Annotated in this window: 13 protein-coding genes and 1 pseudogene; 10 read left to right on the forward strand and 4 right to left on the reverse strand. The window is 61.2% G+C overall.

Annotation, left to right across the window (positions count from 1 at the left end; genetic code table 11):
* Nucleotide 1: 1 nt before the first annotated feature.
* Nucleotides 2-355: a YkgJ family cysteine cluster protein gene (locus tag AO064_RS10750; protein WP_015886520.1), complete on the forward strand. Its 354-nt coding sequence runs from the start codon at nt 2-4 to the stop codon at nt 353-355.
* Between the two features lie 14 nt (nt 356-369).
* On the opposite strand, the gene AO064_RS10755 is transcribed toward AO064_RS10750, so the two are convergent.
* On the reverse strand, nt 370-858 hold the full coding sequence (locus AO064_RS10755) for an Lrp/AsnC ligand binding domain-containing protein (protein ID WP_003176896.1): 489 nt from the start codon (nt 856-858) through the stop codon (nt 370-372).
* Nucleotides 859-1,014: 156 nt separating this feature from the next.
* Between AO064_RS10755 and dadA the strand changes: the two genes are divergently transcribed.
* The 6 genes from dadA to AO064_RS10785 all read left to right on the forward strand — a co-directional run bounded on the left by dadA (nt 1,015) and on the right by AO064_RS10785 (nt 7,112).
* Nucleotides 1,015-2,316, forward strand: coding sequence for a D-amino acid dehydrogenase (dadA, locus tag AO064_RS10760; protein ID WP_064053258.1), 1,302 nt, complete (start codon nt 1,015-1,017; stop codon nt 2,314-2,316).
* A complete protein-coding gene (locus AO064_RS10765; protein ID WP_046034864.1) occupies nt 2,288-2,641 on the forward strand; it encodes a RidA family protein in 354 nt (117 codons plus the stop codon). Before dadA ends, AO064_RS10765 begins: the two co-directional genes overlap by 29 nt.
* 80 nt (nt 2,642-2,721) lie before the next feature.
* Complete coding sequence (gene alr, locus AO064_RS10770) at nt 2,722-3,795, forward strand: alanine racemase (protein ID WP_064053259.1); 1,074 nt, start codon at nt 2,722-2,724, stop codon at nt 3,793-3,795.
* A 116-nt stretch (nt 3,796-3,911) separates the two neighbouring features.
* Entirely contained in the window at nt 3,912-4,460 is a 549-nt protein-coding gene (locus tag AO064_RS10775; RefSeq protein ID WP_003176893.1) for a cupin domain-containing protein, read from the forward strand.
* Between the two features lie 182 nt (nt 4,461-4,642).
* Nucleotides 4,643-5,056: a c-type cytochrome gene (locus AO064_RS10780; protein ID WP_016975909.1), complete on the forward strand. Its 414-nt coding sequence runs from the start codon at nt 4,643-4,645 to the stop codon at nt 5,054-5,056.
* Nucleotides 5,057-5,189: 133 nt separating this feature from the next.
* Nucleotides 5,190-7,112: an acetyl-CoA hydrolase/transferase C-terminal domain-containing protein gene (locus tag AO064_RS10785; protein ID WP_064053260.1), complete on the forward strand. Its 1,923-nt coding sequence runs from the start codon at nt 5,190-5,192 to the stop codon at nt 7,110-7,112.
* A gap of 149 nt (nt 7,113-7,261) precedes the next feature.
* On the opposite strand, the gene AO064_RS10790 is transcribed toward AO064_RS10785, so the two are convergent.
* Together AO064_RS10790 and rep are read right to left on the reverse strand one after the other, a co-directional pair.
* Entirely contained in the window at nt 7,262-7,834 is a 573-nt protein-coding gene (locus AO064_RS10790; protein ID WP_003195447.1) for a xanthine phosphoribosyltransferase, read from the reverse strand.
* Nucleotides 7,835-7,892: 58 nt separating this feature from the next.
* On the reverse strand, nt 7,893-9,902 hold the full coding sequence (gene rep / locus AO064_RS10795) for a DNA helicase Rep (protein WP_015886514.1): 2,010 nt from the start codon (nt 9,900-9,902) through the stop codon (nt 7,893-7,895).
* 256 nt (nt 9,903-10,158) lie between these two features.
* On the opposite strand from rep, the pseudogene AO064_RS10800 reads away from it, so the two are divergent.
* Nucleotides 10,159-11,740 (forward strand): annotated as a pseudogene (locus tag AO064_RS10800) (putative bifunctional diguanylate cyclase/phosphodiesterase).
* 64 nt (nt 11,741-11,804) lie between these two features.
* Here AO064_RS10800 and AO064_RS10805 read toward each other — a convergent pair.
* Nucleotides 11,805-13,208: a NorM family multidrug efflux MATE transporter gene (locus AO064_RS10805; protein WP_064053261.1), complete on the reverse strand. Its 1,404-nt coding sequence runs from the start codon at nt 13,206-13,208 to the stop codon at nt 11,805-11,807.
* A gap of 152 nt (nt 13,209-13,360) precedes the next feature.
* On the opposite strand from AO064_RS10805, the gene AO064_RS10810 reads away from it, so the two are divergent.
* The gene (locus AO064_RS10810; protein ID WP_015886511.1) at nt 13,361-14,281 is read left to right on the forward strand and encodes a LysR substrate-binding domain-containing protein; all 921 of its coding nucleotides are present in this window, start codon (nt 13,361-13,363) and stop codon (nt 14,279-14,281) included.
* A gap of 177 nt (nt 14,282-14,458) precedes the next feature.
* Nucleotides 14,459-16,435: a methyl-accepting chemotaxis protein gene (locus tag AO064_RS10815; protein WP_064053262.1), complete on the forward strand. Its 1,977-nt coding sequence runs from the start codon at nt 14,459-14,461 to the stop codon at nt 16,433-16,435.
* Nucleotides 16,436-16,492 lie beyond the last annotated feature (57 nt).

A 16,492-nucleotide genomic window follows, 5' to 3' on the forward strand; every position in this document is an offset into this window, starting at 1 on the left:
GATGAGTTGCAACAGCCAGAAAATCAGCGCGCTGCGCAGGCAGATTCCTTCGTTCGAGTGCGTTCCCGGTTGCCACGATTGCTGTGGGCCAGTGACGACTTCGCCCGAGGAAATGTCGCGCCTTCCGCGTAAGACGGCGGCCGAGCAGGACGCGGCCATGGACGAGTTGAATTGCGTGCACCTGGGGCCTAAGGGCTGCACCGTGTATGACGAGCGCCCGCTGATCTGCAGGCTGTTCGGCACGACAAAGACCCTGCCGTGCCCCAATGGGCGCGGGCCTGTTGAGCTGATTCACCCGCGGGTGGAAAAACAGATCCATGAATACATGGCCAGCACCCGGCAGGTACTCGTCTAACGGTTGTGCTCGATTCAATCAGGGATCGGCAGGTTTAGGCTCTCCTTCACCTCTTCCATCACGATATAGCTCTTCGATTCCCGCACATGGGGCAGTTTGAGCAGGATATCGCCAAGCAATTTGCGGTACGAGGCCATCTCGGAAATCCGCGCCTTCACCAGGTAGTCGAAGTCCCCGGACACCAGGTGGCACTCCAGCACGTGCGGCAGTTTCAGTACCGCGCGACGGAACTCTTCAAAGGTGTCGCCGGATTTGTAATCGAGGCTGATCTCGACAAATACCAGCAAACTGCCCTTTAAATGCTGGGGGTTGAGCCGCGCGTTGTAGCCCATGATGATCCCTTCACGCTCCAGCCGACGCACGCGCTCGGTACACGGCGTGGTCGACAGCCCGACCTTTTCCCCCAACTCCGTGAACGAAATACGTCCATCGGTTTGCAGGATGCGCAGGATGTTGCGATCAATCTTGTCCAGCTCGCGCTTGGTCTGGGTGTTGGTACGCATAGGGGATACGCCTCTGTGAAAAGGGTTTTTGCCGAGAATTGTCGCCAAATATAGGCAGTTATATAGTGAAATGCACTGGCAATTGTTTTTTACACTGCGCTCATCATTGCTCGAATAACACACGTCAGCGGCCATGCCCGCGATGAGGATATAAAAATGCGCGTTCTGGTCTTGGGTAGCGGCGTCATTGGGGTGACCAGTGCCTACTATTTGGCGCGGGCCGGCTTTGAAGTGGTCGTCGTCGACCGTCAACCCGCCGCTGCCATGGAAACCAGTTTCGCCAACGCCGGCCAGGTGTCCCCAGGCTACGCCTCGCCATGGGCCGCACCGGGCGTGCCGCTCAAGGCCATCAAGTGGCTGCTGCAGCGTCACGCGCCGCTGGCGATCAAGGCCACCGCCGATATCGACCAATACCTGTGGATGGCGCAGATGCTGCGCAACTGCACCGCCAGCCGTTACGCGGTGAACAAGGAGCGGATGGTGCGCCTGTCCGAATACAGCCGTGACTGCCTCGACGAATTGCGCACCGAGACCGGCATTGCCTACGAAGGCCGCAGCCTCGGGACTACCCAACTCTTCCGCACCCAGGCTCAGCTCGACGGTGCCGCTAAAGACATCGCCGTGTTGAAGGAATCCGGTGTGCCGTTCGAGCTGCTCGACCGCGCCGGCATTGCCCGCGTTGAGCCGGCCCTGGCCAGCGTGACCGATATCCTCGCCGGTGCCCTGCGATTGCCCAACGATCAGACGGGTGACTGCCAGATGTTCACCACCCGCCTGGCCGACATGTGCAAGCAATTGGGCGTTGAATTCCGCTTTGAACAAGACATCCAGCGCCTCGACTACGCGGGCGACCGCATCAACGGCGTGTGGATCGACGGCAAGCTGGAAACCGCCGACCGCTACGTGCTGGCCCTCGGCAGCTACTCGCCGAAGCTGCTCAAGCCGCTGGGAATCAAGGCACCGGTATACCCGCTCAAGGGTTACTCGCTGACCGTGCCGATTATCCATTCGGCAATGGCGCCGACGTCGACCATCCTCGACGAGACCTACAAGGTCGCGATCACCCGCTTCGACAACCGCATTCGCGTCGGTGGCATGGCTGAAATAGCCGGTTTTGACCTGTCGCTTAACCCGCGTCGGCGCGAAACCCTGGAGATGATCGTCAACGACCTTTATCCTCAGGGCGGCGATCTGTCCGCAGCCACCTTCTGGACCGGCCTGCGCCCGACCACACCCGACGGCACGCCGATTGTCGGTGCCACCCCATTCAAGAACCTGTTCCTGAATACCGGCCATGGCACCCTCGGTTGGACCATGGCGTGTGGTTCCGGTCGTTTGCTGGCCGACCTGATGGCGAAGAGAACCCCGCAGATCAGCGCCGAAGGCCTCGATATTTCCCGTTATGGCAACCACCAGGAGTCCGCAAAACATGTCAATCCAGCGCCAGCTCACCAATGAGCGCATGAGCCAGATCGTTGTCCACAGCGGTACCGTGTATCTGGCAGGCCAAGTCGGCGACGACATGAGTGCCGGGATTGAGCAGCAGACCCGTGAAACCCTGGTCAATATCGAGCGTTTGCTGGACCTGGCCGGTACCGACAAATCCAAATTGCTGTCGGTGACGATCTACCTGAAAGACATCGACGCCGATTTCGCCGGCATGAACGCGGTATGGGACAAGTGGCTGCCCAAAGGCGTCGCCCCGGCCCGCGCCACGGTGGAAGCCAAGCTGTGCGAACCGGAAATCCTGGTAGAGCTGTCTGTCGTGGCGGCTTTGCCTTAAACAACGATCCTTCTTCCGGTGCCGAAGCCGTCGGTGGGTGCCGGTTTTTTCTTCACTTTGCTGCCTAGAAGCGTGCCGCCATGCGTCCTGCCCGTGCCCTGATCGACCTCCAAGCCCTGCGTCACAACTACCAACTGGCCCGTGAAGTCACGGGGGCCAAGGCCCTTGCCGTGGTCAAGGCCGACGCCTATGGCCACGGTGCCGTGCGCGTGGCCCAGGCGTTGGAAGCCGACGCCGATGGGTTTGCCGTGGCGTGCATCGAAGAGGCTTTGGAGCTGCGCGCCGCCGGGATTCGTGCGCCGGTGCTGCTGCTGGAAGGTTTTTTCGAGGCCGACGAGCTGCCGCTGATCCTCGAGCACGATTTGTGGTGCGTGGTGCATTCGCTGTGGCAACTGGAAGCGATTGAGCAGGCGAAGTTGCGTGCGCCGCTGACCGTCTGGCTCAAGCTGGATTCGGGCATGCACCGTGTCGGCCTGCACCCCAAGGATTTCCACGAGGCGTACCAGCGCCTGTTGGCCAGCGGAAAAGTGGCCAAGATCGTGTTGATGAGCCACTTCGCCCGCGCCGATGAGCTCGATTGCGTCAGCAGCGATGAACAAGTCGCGGTGTTTGAGGCGGCGCGCCAGGGCCTTTCGGCCGAGGTCAGCTTGCGCAATTCGCCGTCGGTGCTGGGCTGGCCGAGTGTGTCCAGCGACTGGGTGCGCCCGGGCATCATGCTTTACGGCGCCACGCCGTTTGGCGAAGACCACGCCCTCGCCGCGCGTTTGCAGCCGGTGATGACCCTGGAATCCAAGGTTATCTGCGTGCGCGAACTGCCGGCCGGTGAGCCGGTGGGTTATGGCGCCAAGTTCATCACGCCAAAACCGATGCGCATCGGTGTGGTCGCCATGGGCTATGCCGACGGCTACCCGCGTCACGCCCCCACCGGCACGCCGGTACTGGTCGCCGGGCAGCGCAGCCAACTATTGGGCCGTGTCTCCATGGACATGCTGTGCGTCGACCTGACGGACGTGCCTCAGGCCGGCCTCGGTGCCACGGTGGAGTTGTGGGGCAAAAACATCCTCGCCAGTGATATCGCCACCGCCGCCGAGACCATTCCCTACCAGATTTTCTGCAACCTGCGCCGCGTGCCAAGGCTCTATTCCGGCGCTTGATCGCCAGGTACGAACCCAACCGCCTGGGATTTAGGCCCAAGTGTTGTAAATACTGAACGCTGTCGCCATGATAACGCTCAATTACAACAAAGCCTGAATCCTAGGAGGCTCCTGCATTGGACGTCGGCGAACGACTGCAATCCATCCGTAAACTGAAGGGTCTTTCCCAGCGCGAGCTCGCCAAGCGCGCGGGTGTCACCAACAGCACCATTTCGATGATCGAAAAAAACAGCGTCAGCCCCTCGATCAGCTCCTTGCGCAAGGTGCTGGGCGGCATCCCAATGTCGATGGTCGAGTTCTTTTCCGAGGAGATCCTCCAGGAAATACCGACGCAGATCGTCTATAAAGCCAATGAGCTCATCGATATCTCTGACGGCGCCGTCACCATGAAACTGGTAGGCCGCGCGCACCCCAGCCGGGCGATTGCATTTCTCAACGAGATCTACCCACCGGGCGCCGACACGGGCGAAGAAATGCTCACCCACGAAGGCGAAGAAACCGGGATTTTGGTGGAAGGTCGCTTGGAGTTGGTGGTCGGTCTTGAAACTTTTGTGCTCGAAGCCGGCGATAGCTACTACTTTGAAAGCACCAAGCCGCATCGTTTTCGTAACCCGTTCGATGTGCCGGCGCGACTAATCAGCGCAGCCACGCCCGCGAACTTTTAAGAATAGAGGCGCCCTGCCAGCGTTGCAGAGGTTCCCGCAGCTGTAATCCGCGAGGCTGAATCTCCCTTTATTTAATAGGGTTGTTTCGGCCAGGCGGGCTAACCGTTATACTTTCGCCGCCTGCGAAACCGTGGCCGCAGGCGTGAATAGCCACCATTGAGGGTGAACGCGTGAACCTAATTATGAAAATGCTGGCTGCACCAGCAACCGTACTGGCCCTATGGGCTGTCAGCGCTCAAGCTGCGACCAACGACGACATTGCCAAGCGCCTGGAGCCTGTGGGTCAGGTTTGCGTCCAGGGCCAGGAATGCAAGGGCATGGAAGTGGCGGTAGCCGCCGGCGGCGGCGCGGCGAAGACGCCGGATGAGATCATCGCCAAGCACTGCAACGCTTGCCACGGTACGGGCCTGTTGGGCGCGCCGAAAATCGGCGATACCGCCGCCTGGAAAGAGCGCGCCGACCATCAAGGCGGCCTGGATGGGATCCTGGCCAAGGCGATCACGGGCATCAATGCCATGCCGCCAAAAGGCACGTGCTCTGATTGCTCGGATGATGACCTGAAAGGTGCGATCGAGAAGATGTCGGGTTTGAAATAAACCAATCTTCGCCAAAAAGCCGCTTACGGGCGGCTTTTTTGTGGCCGCGATTTGTGTTTCAACACTGTTCTTTGCAGCAAAGACCCTGCAAGCTCGGTCCAACCCCTAATCATGGAATGTTCAGGAGGGTCGGATGGTGCAGTTGTGTTCAATCGAGCAAGCAGTTGACGACGTACTGGAACGGTTGCCGGCGCATATCCACATGGGCATGCCGCTTGGGCTGGGCAAGCCGAACCTGTTCGCCAACGCGCTGTACCGGCGCATCGCCAAATTGCCGGAGCGGTCGCTGACGATCTACACCGCCTTGAGCCTGGGCCGGCCAACGCTGGGCGATGGCTTGCAGAAACGCTTTCTCGAACCTTTTATCGAGCGGGTGTTTGGCGATTACCCCGAGCTGGATTTCCTCGCCGACCTGCACAAAGACACGCTTCCAAAAAATATCCACGTACAGCAGTTCTTCATGCAGCCTGGCAGCCTGCTCCACAGCGAGTCGGCGCAGCAGGACTACGTCAGCAGCAACTACAGCCACGCCGCCCGCGACATCAACGCAGCCGGCTTGAACCTGGTGGCGCAATTGGTTGCCAGCAGCGCCGAGCATCCTGATCGCCTGAGCCTGAGCTGCAACCCGGATATCACCCTCGACCTGCTGCCCATGATCGCCAAGCGCCGTGAGGCCGGTGAAACCGTGCTGATCGTCGGCCAGGTCCACAGCGATTTGCCCTACATGCCAGGGGATGCCGAGTTGGGCATGGACGCCTTCGACTACCTGCTCGATGAAAAAGACAGCACCACGCTGTTCTCGACGCCGAATATGCCGGTGGGTTTCCAGGACCACTTTATCGGCCTGCATGCCAGCACCCTGGTGCGCGATGGCGGCACCTTGCAGATCGGCATCGGCTCCATGGGGGATGCGCTGACGGCCGCGCTGTTGGCGCGCCAGGCCGACAACGAAGCCTATCGATTGCTGCTGACCGACCTCGATGTGTACCAGTGGGCACCGTTGATCAGCCGAGAAGGCGGCGTCGACCCCTTCGCCCGTGGCCTCTACGGTTGCAGCGAAATGTTCGTCAACGGCCTGTTGGTGCTGGCGGACGCGGGGATTATCCGCCGCAAGGTCTACCCGGATGTGGCAACGCAGGAACAGGCTAACGCCGGCACGCTCGACGACGCCGCACAGCCCGACGGCATCTCCATCCACGGCGGATTCTTCCTGGGCCCGAGAAGTTTTTACCAGCGCCTGCAGGAAATGACCCACGCCAAGCGTCTTGAATTCAACATGACCCGCATCAGCTACATCAACGAGCTGTACGGCCAGGAAGCACTCAAGCGCCTGCAACGCCTGGACGCACGGTTTATCAACAGCGCGATCATCGTCACCTTGCTCGGTGCCGGCGTTGCCGATCAACTGGAGGACGGTCGCGTACTCAGCGGCGTGGGCGGGCAGTACAACTTTGTTGCCCAAGGCCATGCGCTGGAAGGCGCGCGGTCGATCCTGATTTTGCGCAGTTGGCGCGAGTCGGCGGGGGAGGTCAGTTCCAACATCGTGTGGGACTACGGGCACTGCACGATTCCTCGACACCTGCGGGACATTGTCATCACCGAGTACGGCATTGCCGATCTGCGGGGTCAGACGGATGCCAAGGTGATCGAGGCGTTGCTCAATATCACCGACTCACGGTTCCAGGACGATTTGATCGAGCAGGCGCAAAAGGCCGGCAAGCTGCCCAAGGGTTTCCAGCTGGATCCGCGCTTCGCCGATAACACGCCGGAGCGGCTTCAGGCCATTCAAGCGCGCCATCGTCGGCTGTTTCCGGAGTATCCGCTGGGCAGCGACTTTACGGATGAGGAGCGCGATTTGCTGCGGGCGCTGAACTGGCTCAAGAGCAAGTTCAAGCTCACGGAGATTCTGGAATTGGGCAAGGCGGCGTTGGATGCGCCGGAGCCGGAGGCGTTTCCTGAGCATTTGAAGCGGATGCGGTTGGATAACCCGGAAGGTTTGAAAGAAGATTTATATCAGCGGCTGCTGCTCGCCGGCCTCCAGGCCACCGCATACTAAAAACCAACACAAAACCAAATGTGGGAGGGGGCTTGCTCCCGATAGCAGTGGGTCAGCCAACCCATTGGGTGACTGATACACCGCGATCGGGGGCAAGCCCCCTCCCACACTTTTAACCGTGCCCACACAAGATAGGCGTGGGGCTGCGATTACTCGATGAAGGTGACCACACCACCGGCGAGGGATTTGACCCGTGCCAGGGATTCCACTCGGTATCCCTGCGCATCCAGCTCCGCACGGCCGCCCTGGAACGACTTCTCGATCACAATCCCCAAGCCGGCCACGGTCGCGCCGGCCTGCTTGATGATCGAAATCAGCGCCTGGGACGCCTTGCCGTTCGCCAGGAAGTCATCGATCACCAGCACGCGGTCGCTGCTGGTCAGGTGGCGTGGGGAGATCGCCACGGTGCTCTCGGTTTTTTTGGTGAAGGAATACACCGTGGCCGACAGCAGGTTTTCGGTCAGGGTCAGGGATTGCTGCTTGCGCGCGAAGATCACCGGTACGCCCAGGTTCAAGCCGGTCATGATCGCCGGGGCGATGCCCGAGGCTTCGATGGTGACGATCTTGGTGATGCCCGAGTCCTTGAACAGCGCGGCGAATTCGTCGCCGATCAGCTTCATCAGTGCCGGGTCGATCTGGTGATTCAAAAAGGCGTCGACCTTGAGTACCTGATCGGAAAGCACGATGCCTTCTTCGCGAATTTTCTTATGCAGTGCTTCCACGGAAAGCTTCCTCTAATGGCGCGGTGTGCGCCGAAAGTAGATTAAAAAGTAGTCGATTCTAGCGCTTTAACATCGCGCGTATGTCCGCCAAGGCGGTGTTGCCGCGAACGGCCTTCACCTCGGTGGGGGTGTCGTCATTGCCTTCCCAGGCCAGATCGTCCGGTGGTAGCTCGTCCAGGAACCGGCTGGGGGCACAATCGATGATTTCGCCGTATTGCTTGCGCTTGGCGGCGAAGGTGAAGGCCAGTGTCTGGCGCGCGCGGGTGATGCCCACGTAGGCCAGGCGACGTTCTTCTTCGATGGTGTCGGCTTCGATGCTGGAGCGGTGCGGGAGGATTTCCTCTTCCATGCCCATGATGAACACGTAGGGAAATTCGAGGCCCTTGGATGCATGCAAGGTCATCATCTGCACACCTTCGGCGCCGTCTTCTTCTTCCTGCTGGCGCTCGAGCATGTCGCGCAGCACCAGTTTGCCGATGGCGTCTTCGACGGTCATCTCGCCGTCTTCGTCTTTTTCCAGGGTGTTCTTCAAGGCTTCGATCAGGAACCAGACGTTGCCCATGCGGTAGTCCGCGGCCTTGTCGCTGGAGCTGTTGGTGCGCAGCCAGTTTTCGTAGTCGATGTCCATGACCATGCTGCGCAGGGCGCTGATCGGGTCTTCGCCAGCGCACTGCTCACGCACCTTGTCCATGAAGCGCTTGAAGCGCGACAGGCGATCGGTGAAGCGCGTGTCCAGGTGTTCGCCCAGGCCGATTTCGTCGGTGGCGGCATACATCGAGATCTTGCGTTCAGTGGCGTAGTTACCGAGCTTTTCCAGGGTGGTGGAGCCGATTTCGCGGCGCGGCACGTTGATCACGCGCAGGAAGGCGTTGTCGTCGTCCGGGTTCACGATCAAGCGGAAGTAGGCCATCAGGTCCTTGACTTCCTGGCGTCCGAAAAAGCTATTGCCGCCTGACAGGCGATACGGCACCTGGTGGTGCTGCAATTTCAGCTCGATCAGCTTGGCCTGGTAGTTGCCGCGGTACAGGATCGCGAAATCGCTGTAGGGCCGGTCGGTGCGCAAGTGCAGGCTGAGGATTTCCACGGCCACGCGCTCAGCTTCGGCGTCTTCGTTGCGGCAGCGGATCACGCGAATCTCGTCGCCATGGCCCATCTCGCTCCACAGCTGTTTCTCAAATTCGTGTGGATTGTTGGAGATCAGCACGTTGGCGCAGCGCAGGATGCGGCTGGTGGAGCGGTAGTTCTGCTCCAGCATCACCACTTTCAAGGACGGGTAGTCGTCCTTGAGCAGCATCAGGTTTTCCGGGCGGGCGCCGCGCCAGGCGTAGATCGACTGGTCATCGTCGCCTACCACGGTGAACTGGTTGCGCTTGCCGATCAGCATTTTCACCAGCAGGTATTGGCTGGCGTTGGTGTCCTGGTATTCGTCCACCAGCAGGTAGCGCACCTTGTTCTGCCACTTTTCGAGGATGTCGGCGTGTTCCTCGAACAGCTTCACCGGCAGCAGGATCAGGTCGTCGAAGTCCACCGCGTTGAACGCCTTGAGCGTGCGCTGGTAGTGGGTGTAGACGATGGCGGCGGTCTGCTCCTTGGGGTTGCGTGCGTTTTCCAGGGCCTGGGCGGGCAGGATCAGGTCGTTTTTCCAGGCGCCGATCATGTTCTTGATCTCATCCACGCCGTCGTCGCCTGCGTATTCCTTTTGCATGATGTCGGTCATCAGCGACTTCACGTCGGTCTCGTCGAAGATCGAGAAGCCCGGCTTGTAGCCCAGCCGCGCATGCTCCTTGCGGATGATGTTCAGGCCCAGGTTGTGGAACGTGCACACGGTGAGGCCCCGGCCTTCGCCACCCTTGAGCAGGGTGCCGACGCGCTCTTTCATTTCCCGCGCTGCCTTGTTGGTAAAGGTCATGGCGACGATGTACTGGGCGCGGATGCCGCACTGCTGGATCAGGTGCGCGATCTTGCGGGTGATCACACTGGTTTTGCCGGAGCCTGCACCGGCGAGCACCAATAGAGGGCCGCCGACGTAGTTCACGGCTTCTTGCTGCCGGGGATTGAGTCGGGACATACGGAATTCAGGGAGTCGTTATTCAAAAGGGCGGGCATTTTAACAGGCTGGCAGGATTCTGCCCTGTCAGAACGACAGTGTGACGTACCACTCGATCTAAATTTGCCGGTTTTGTTACTTTGCCGCAGGATGTGCGGGTTGTTAGAGACTAATGTTTACAGTTCGCGTGTTTGATGACCCCTATCATTGGTGATTGTCGGGCCGCACGTCATAATGCCCGTCGCCAACGAAATCTTGCAGAGTCTAGGGAGCTAGCTTGTCTACGCCTGTCGAACCCTTGCGTTTGCTGCTGCTGGCCGATGAGCCCGCGTGGGCAGCGTTATTGCGCGAGTGCCTGGCGCCGATGGGCGATGGGGCTGTGCTGATCAGCGCGCCAAACTGGGAGTCCGTGAGCCGTCTATTCGATGACGACCACAGCGCCGTGTTGTTAACCACGCCCAGCCTGCAACCCGGCCCCGGCCGTTGCAGCCTGCCGTGTGTGTTGCTGCTGGAGCAGGAACCGCTGGTGTCGCCCCTGGGTGTCAGCGATTGGCTGGTCCGCGATGTATTGGACGCCGATACGTTGCGCCGCTGCCTGCGCCACGTCCGTGAGCGTGGTTTGCTGGAAAACACGCTGCAACGCCTGGCCGAACAGGACCCGCTCACCGGTATCGCCAACCGCCAGGGCTTTCAGACCCTGCTGGCTGCGCGGCTCGCCGAGAATGACGGGCGCGGCCTGGCGCTGGGCCACTTGGACCTCGATAACTTCCGCCATGCCAACGACGCCCTCGGCCACCAGGCCGGCGACCGGCTGATCCTGCAAGTGGTCTCGCGGCTCAAGAGCCAGCTGGAGGCCGGGGACCAACTGGCACGCCTGGGCAGCGATGAATTCGCCCTGTTGATCGACNAGCCTGCTGATCGGTTGCAGCCTGGGGGTGGCGCATGCCCGCGCCCGCGCCGGTGCCGACCCATTGATGTGGCACGCCCATATCGCCATGCAACAGGCCAAGAGCACCCAGGGCTGTACCTTTCATATCTTCAACGAGCGCATCAACCGCAACGCGCGCAGCCTGGCCGACCTGGAAAGTGAACTGCGCCGTGCCTTGCGCCGTGATGAATTGGAGCTGCATTACCAGCCGCGCCTGGACCTCGACGATGGGCATATCGTCGGTCTCGAGGCCCTGGTGCGCTGGCGCCATGGCGAGCGTGGCCTGTTGCCGCCCAGCGAGTTCGTGCCCCTGGCCGAGCAAAGCGGCTTGATCGTGCCGTTGGGCTACTGGGTCATCTCCCGGGCCCTGCGCGACATGCAAGACCTGCGCGAACGCGGCCTGCCGCCGCTGCACATGGCGGTCAACCTGTCGTTCCGCCAGTTCCAGGACAGCCAGTTGCTCTCGACCCTCAGCCGGCTGATTGCCGAGCGTGGCGTGGAGGCGCAGTGGCTGGAGTTCGAACTCACCGAAACCGCCGTGATGCGCCGCAGTGATCTGGTCAAGCAGACCATGGACGCCCTCGGCCGCCTCGGTGTGCGGTTTTCCCTGGATGATTTCGGCACGGGTTTCTCTTCGTTCGTGCACCTCAACAGCCTGCCGATTGCCTTGTTGAAGATCGACAAGAGCTTCGTCGGCGGTATGGAAGAGCGCGAGGAAAACCGCAAGCTGGTGCATGCCATGATCAACCTGGCTCACAACCTCAACCTGGAAGTGGTCGCCGAAGGTGTGGAAACGCCGGAGCAGTTGGCGCTGTTGCGGTTGTTCGGCTGTGATCAGGCCCAGGGTTACCTGATCAGCAAGCCGTTACCGTTGCCGGAGCTTGTGGACTACCTGACCTTCGGCAAAAGCCAGCAAGCGCTGCTGGGCTGAGGTGCGAACCCAATCAATATGTGGGAGGAGGCAGGCCCCCTTCCACATCAGCCGAGCTGGGCTTTTAGTCTGCCTGTGCGGCTTGAAATGAGCCTAGAGGGTCAGGCTCTTGCCGAATCATGCGCTTCATCTTCGCCTCAAATGCCCAGGTCAGACTCACTGCCGCACACGCCAGGCCCAGTGCCAGACCCCACCACACGCCGGTCGGCCCCCAGCCGAGGGTGAAGGCCATCAGCCAGGCCGATGGCGCACCAATCAACCAATAGCAGCCCGCGCCGATCAGAAAGGTGGTCTTGGCGTCTTTCAGCCCACGAATGCAGCCCATGGCGATGGTTTGCACGCCGTCGAACAGCTCGAACCATGCCGCCACCGCGAGCAGGCTGACGGCCAGGACGATGACGTCATGGAACGCCGGGTTGTGGTGGTCGATGAGCAGTCCGATCAGCGGATCGGAAAACAGCCATAACACCACGGCAAATCCCAACATCACCGCCGCACCAAATCCTATGCCGACACGCCCGGCCAGGCGTGCCTGCAGTAACTGCCCGGCGCCGTAATGCTGGCCGATGCGCATGGTCACCGCGTAGGACATCCCCGCCGGCACCATGAACGCCACCGAGACGATCTGCAGCGCAACCTGATGCGCGGCCAACTGTGTGCTGCCCATGGTGCCCATGCACAACGCCGCAAAGGCAAACAACCCGACTTCAACGGCATAGGTGCCGCCAATCGGCAGGCCCAGGCGCCACAGCTCACGCAGGTACTGGGTATTGAGGCGCAGCAGGCCGGTGCTGAGCGGGTAGGCTGCATAGGCACGGTTCCTGTGGATGTACCCCATCAGCGCCAACGCCATGCCGTTGGCGACGACGGCGGTGACCAGGCCGATGCCCATCAGGCCCAATTTCGGCAGGCCGAACATGCCTTCGATCAACGCGTGGTTGAGCAGGTAGTTGGCCACCGCGCCGCCGAGGCTGATGACCATCACCGGCTTGGCTTTGCCAATTGCGCTGGTGAAGCCGCGCAAGGCCATGAAGCTCAGGAAACCGGGCAGGGCGAATGGCAGGATCGTCAGGAATTGCCCGGCCGAGTGAACATTGGTTTCGGTCTGGCCAAACATCAGCAGCAACGGCTTGAGGTTCCACAACAGCAAACCGGCCGCCAAGGCCATCAGCCAGGCCAGCCACAGCCCGGCCTGGGTCAGGCGGGTGGCGCCCTCGATATCGCCCGCGCCTTGACGGATGGCCACCAGGGTACCGACGGCAGCAATCACGCCGATGCAGAAAATCGACACGAACGAATAGCTCGCCGCGCCCAGCCCACCGCCGGCCAGGGCTTCGGGGCTCAGACGGGCCATCATCAGGGTGTCGGTCAGCACCATCAGCATGTGCGCCAACTGTGAGGCAATCAACGGCCCTGACAGCCGCAGAATGGCCCAGAGTTCGGTACGTGCCGGATGCTGCATGATCATCACACTCGAAAATTCGCAGGGGTGGGGAAGGGTGGATTCTCGGCGCTCTCAGTGCATTGCACAAAGGGATAAATGCGATCGCTCGCATGATTAAAACTCATGCTGGCTTGATTCTGGTAGGGTTTGCGCATTGCGCTGTCGGAGCTTTTCCTATGTCCCGTCGTCTTCCTCCGCTTTATGCCTTGCGTGCATTTGAAGCCGCCTCTCGACACAACTCCTTCACCCGCGCGGCGGAGGAACTGTCCATTACTCAAAGTGCGGTGAGCCGGCATATCCGCACGCTGGAAGAGCATTTCGCCTGCCGCCTGTTCCAGCGCAGCGGCCGCACCTTGCAGCTCACCGAGGCCGCGCGCCTGCTGCTGCCCGGCGTGCGGGAAGGCTTTGCCGCGCTGGAACGGGCCTGTCATACCTTGAACGCTGAAGATGACATCCTGCGTATGAAGGCGCCGTCGACCCTGACCATGCGTTGGCTGCTGGCGCGGCTCAGTCGCTTCCGGGCGCTGCAGCCGGGCAATGAGGTGCAACTGACCAGCGCCTGGATGAGTGTGGACGAGGTGGACTTCAACCAAGAGCCGTTCGACTGCGCGGTGCTTCTGAGTTACGGGCATTTCCCGGCCGACTGGGAGGCCAGTTATCTATTCCCGGAATTGCTGATTCCGGTAGGTGCGCCGAACCTGCTGGAAGATGGGCCCTGGGATGCAGCACGCCTGGCCACCGCCGAATTGCTGCACCCCACCCCTGACCGTCGCGACTGGCGCAATTGGTTGGAACGCATGGGGTTGTCATCCCAAGTGTCGCTTAAGGGTGGGCAGGTATTCGATACGCTCGAACTGGGCATGATCGCCGCCGCGCGGGGCTATGGCGTGTCCATGGGCGACCTGTTGATGGTGGCCGAAGACGTGGCCCAAGGGCGGTTGAGCCTGCCGTGGCCAACCGCCGTGGCCAGTGGCGAAAATTACTACCTGGTCTGGCCGAAAACCCGCCCCGGCGGCGAGCGTTTGCGGCGCTTGGCGGAGTTTCTCCAGGCAGAAGTCAAGGCCATGGCGTTGCCCGAGGTCGAACGTCTCGATTGAGTGCCGGCAGGCCGCTCTTGCAATCGTTTGCGCGATGTCCCGGTGATTCGCTCAAGTATTGGCTCTGCCCGCCGAAGTAGGTGTGTTGGAACCATCGTGCACCAACGTTACCCACTAGATAATTTGCCGAGCAGCGCTATGAGATCAGGATGATCCTGGCCTCGGCCAGGAGCCATCATGTCTCAACCTCGCGCCCGGATTGCCTCCCAGCTTGGTATCGCGTTAGCTGTGATCCTTGCTGTTGCCATTGGTGGCAGCACTGTTTTTGCCCTGCGTTCGCTCGACACCGCCAACCTCGCGACCCGTGAGGAACACTTGGCCAGCGAGGCGCGCTTGCTCGCCGACCAGCTCAATACGTTTCACAGCACCTTGCGTGAGAGTACCCAGCGCCTGACGGGGCTTTTCGAGAAGCGCTTCAGTGCCGGCTTGCGCGTGCAGGCGGACCAACCTGTTGCCGTCGCGGGTGTACAGACCCCGCGCTTGTACCTGGGCAGCGATCTGCTGAACAACAACTTCGATAAAGTCGACGAGTTCAAGCAGATGTCCGGCGGTGTGGCGACGGTGTTCGTGCGCAGCGGCGACGACTTCATCCGCGTCAGCACCTCCCTGACCAAACAGGACGGCAATCGCGCCATCGGCACTGTGCTTGACCGCAATGGGCCGGCCTATTCGCGTGTGTTCAGTGGGCAGACTTACATCGGCCGCGCAGTGTTGTTCGATCGCTCCTACATGACTCAATACAGCCCGGTGCGCGACGCCAGCGGCAAAGTCATTGCGGTGCTGTTCATCGGTTTTGACTACACCGACGCGCAGAATGCCCAGTTCGAAAACCTCAAGCGCTTCCGTATCGGCCAAACGGGTTCCCTGGCGTTGTTGGACGAGCAAAAGCGCTGGCTGGTACCACCGGCCGGCGTACAGGCGCCAGACCAAGCGGTGCCGGTGATGTCGGACTTGGCCAAGACCCCCGGTACGGGGCGCTTCTGGGCGGACAAAACCGAGGACTTCTACAGCGTGTCGGTGCCCTTCGAAGGCGGGCCGTGGGCTGTGGTCGCAAGCATGCCCAAAGCGGAGATTCGCTCGGTGACGTGGGATGTCGGCATTCGCCTCGTGATCGGCAGCGTGCTGGCCATGCTGCTGGCCGTCGGCGCAACGGTCTGGCTGCTGCGCAGCAAACTCGCGCCGTTGAGTGACCTTGTACGCCAGGCCGAGGCCTTGGGCGCGGGTGATTTGAGCGCGCGTCTGAACGTGTCCAGCCATGACGAAATCGGCCAGTTGGCACGCAGCTTCAATCAGATGGGGGAAGCGCTGTCGACCATGGTCTCGCATATCCGCAAGGCGGCTGAAGAGGTCAACAGCCGCGCCCAGGCATTGTCCGGTCTGTCCGGCGGTGCCTACGAAGGCATGGAGCAGCAGTCCGGCGAGATCACCAGCATGGCCGGCGCGGTAGAAGAGTTCAGCGCCACGTCGTTGAACATCGCCGACAACATGGGCGCCACGGAACGCCTGGCCCAGGAAAACGCCCAGCAAACCCGTATCGGCCGTAACTCGATGCAAGAAGCCTCGTCGTCCCTCGAACATATCGCGACCTCGTTGAACAGCACGGCCACGGTGATCAACACCCTGGGCCAACGCTCCCAGGAAATCGGTGGGATCGTCGGTGTGATCACCTCGATCGCCGAACAGACCAACCTGCTGGCGCTCAACGCTGCCATCGAAGCCGCCCGGGCCGGTGAGCAAGGCCGGGGTTTCGCCGTGGTCGCGGACGAAGTACGCAACCTGGCTTCGCGCACCCGTCAGGCCACCGACGAGATCTCTGGGATGATCCAGAGCATCCAGCACGAAACCGGCAACGCCATCAGCACCATGGAACACGGCAATGCGCTGATGCAGGAAGGCCTGTCACGCAACGCCGACGTGGCGTCAGCGTTGGCACGTATCGACGAGCAAAGCCGCTCGGCCGGTCAACAGTTCGCGGCGATCACCACCGCCACCCAGGAGCAGAGCAGCACCGCGACCTTGCTCAGCAGCAATTTGCAGAGCATTGCGCTGGCCAACAGCGAGCAGCGCGAAGTGGTGTCGAACCTGGCGATCACCGCCAAGGAACTCGAAACCCTGGCGGCGGGCTTGCGGCATGAGGTGGATCGGTTCCGCTGAAACCGGCCCTTCAGGCGCAGTTGATCAAGTGTGGGAGCAAGCCCTCTCCCGCATCAG

This window comes from Pseudomonas marginalis (genome assembly GCF_001645105.1).
GTDB classification, from domain to species: Bacteria; Pseudomonadota; Gammaproteobacteria; order Pseudomonadales; family Pseudomonadaceae; genus Aquipseudomonas; species Aquipseudomonas petroselini.

What these genes read in the sequence shown, in the direction of transcription:
- AO064_RS10785 (WP_064053260.1), top strand. Translation starts at nt 5,190, where the DNA reads ATGGTGCAGTTGTGTTCAATCGAGCAAGCAGTTGACGACGTACTGGAA.
- AO064_RS10815 (WP_064053262.1), top strand. Translation starts at nt 14,459, where the DNA reads ATGTCTCAACCTCGCGCCCGGATTGCCTCCCAGCTTGGTATCGCGTTA.
- AO064_RS10755 (WP_003176896.1), bottom strand. Translation starts at nt 858, where the DNA reads ATGCGTACCAACACCCAGACCAAGCGCGAGCTGGACAAGATTGATCGC.
- rep (WP_015886514.1), bottom strand. Translation starts at nt 9,902, where the DNA reads ATGTCCCGACTCAATCCCCGGCAGCAAGAAGCCGTGAACTACGTCGGC.
- AO064_RS10750 (WP_015886520.1), top strand. Translation starts at nt 2, where the DNA reads ATGAGTTGCAACAGCCAGAAAATCAGCGCGCTGCGCAGGCAGATTCCT.
- AO064_RS10765 (WP_046034864.1), top strand. Translation starts at nt 2,288, where the DNA reads ATGTCAATCCAGCGCCAGCTCACCAATGAGCGCATGAGCCAGATCGTT.
- AO064_RS10810 (WP_015886511.1), top strand. Translation starts at nt 13,361, where the DNA reads ATGTCCCGTCGTCTTCCTCCGCTTTATGCCTTGCGTGCATTTGAAGCC.
- dadA (WP_064053258.1), top strand. Translation starts at nt 1,015, where the DNA reads ATGCGCGTTCTGGTCTTGGGTAGCGGCGTCATTGGGGTGACCAGTGCC.
- alr (WP_064053259.1), top strand. Translation starts at nt 2,722, where the DNA reads ATGCGTCCTGCCCGTGCCCTGATCGACCTCCAAGCCCTGCGTCACAAC.
- AO064_RS10780 (WP_016975909.1), top strand. Translation starts at nt 4,643, where the DNA reads ATGAAAATGCTGGCTGCACCAGCAACCGTACTGGCCCTATGGGCTGTC.
- AO064_RS10805 (WP_064053261.1), bottom strand. Translation starts at nt 13,208, where the DNA reads ATGATCATGCAGCATCCGGCACGTACCGAACTCTGGGCCATTCTGCGG.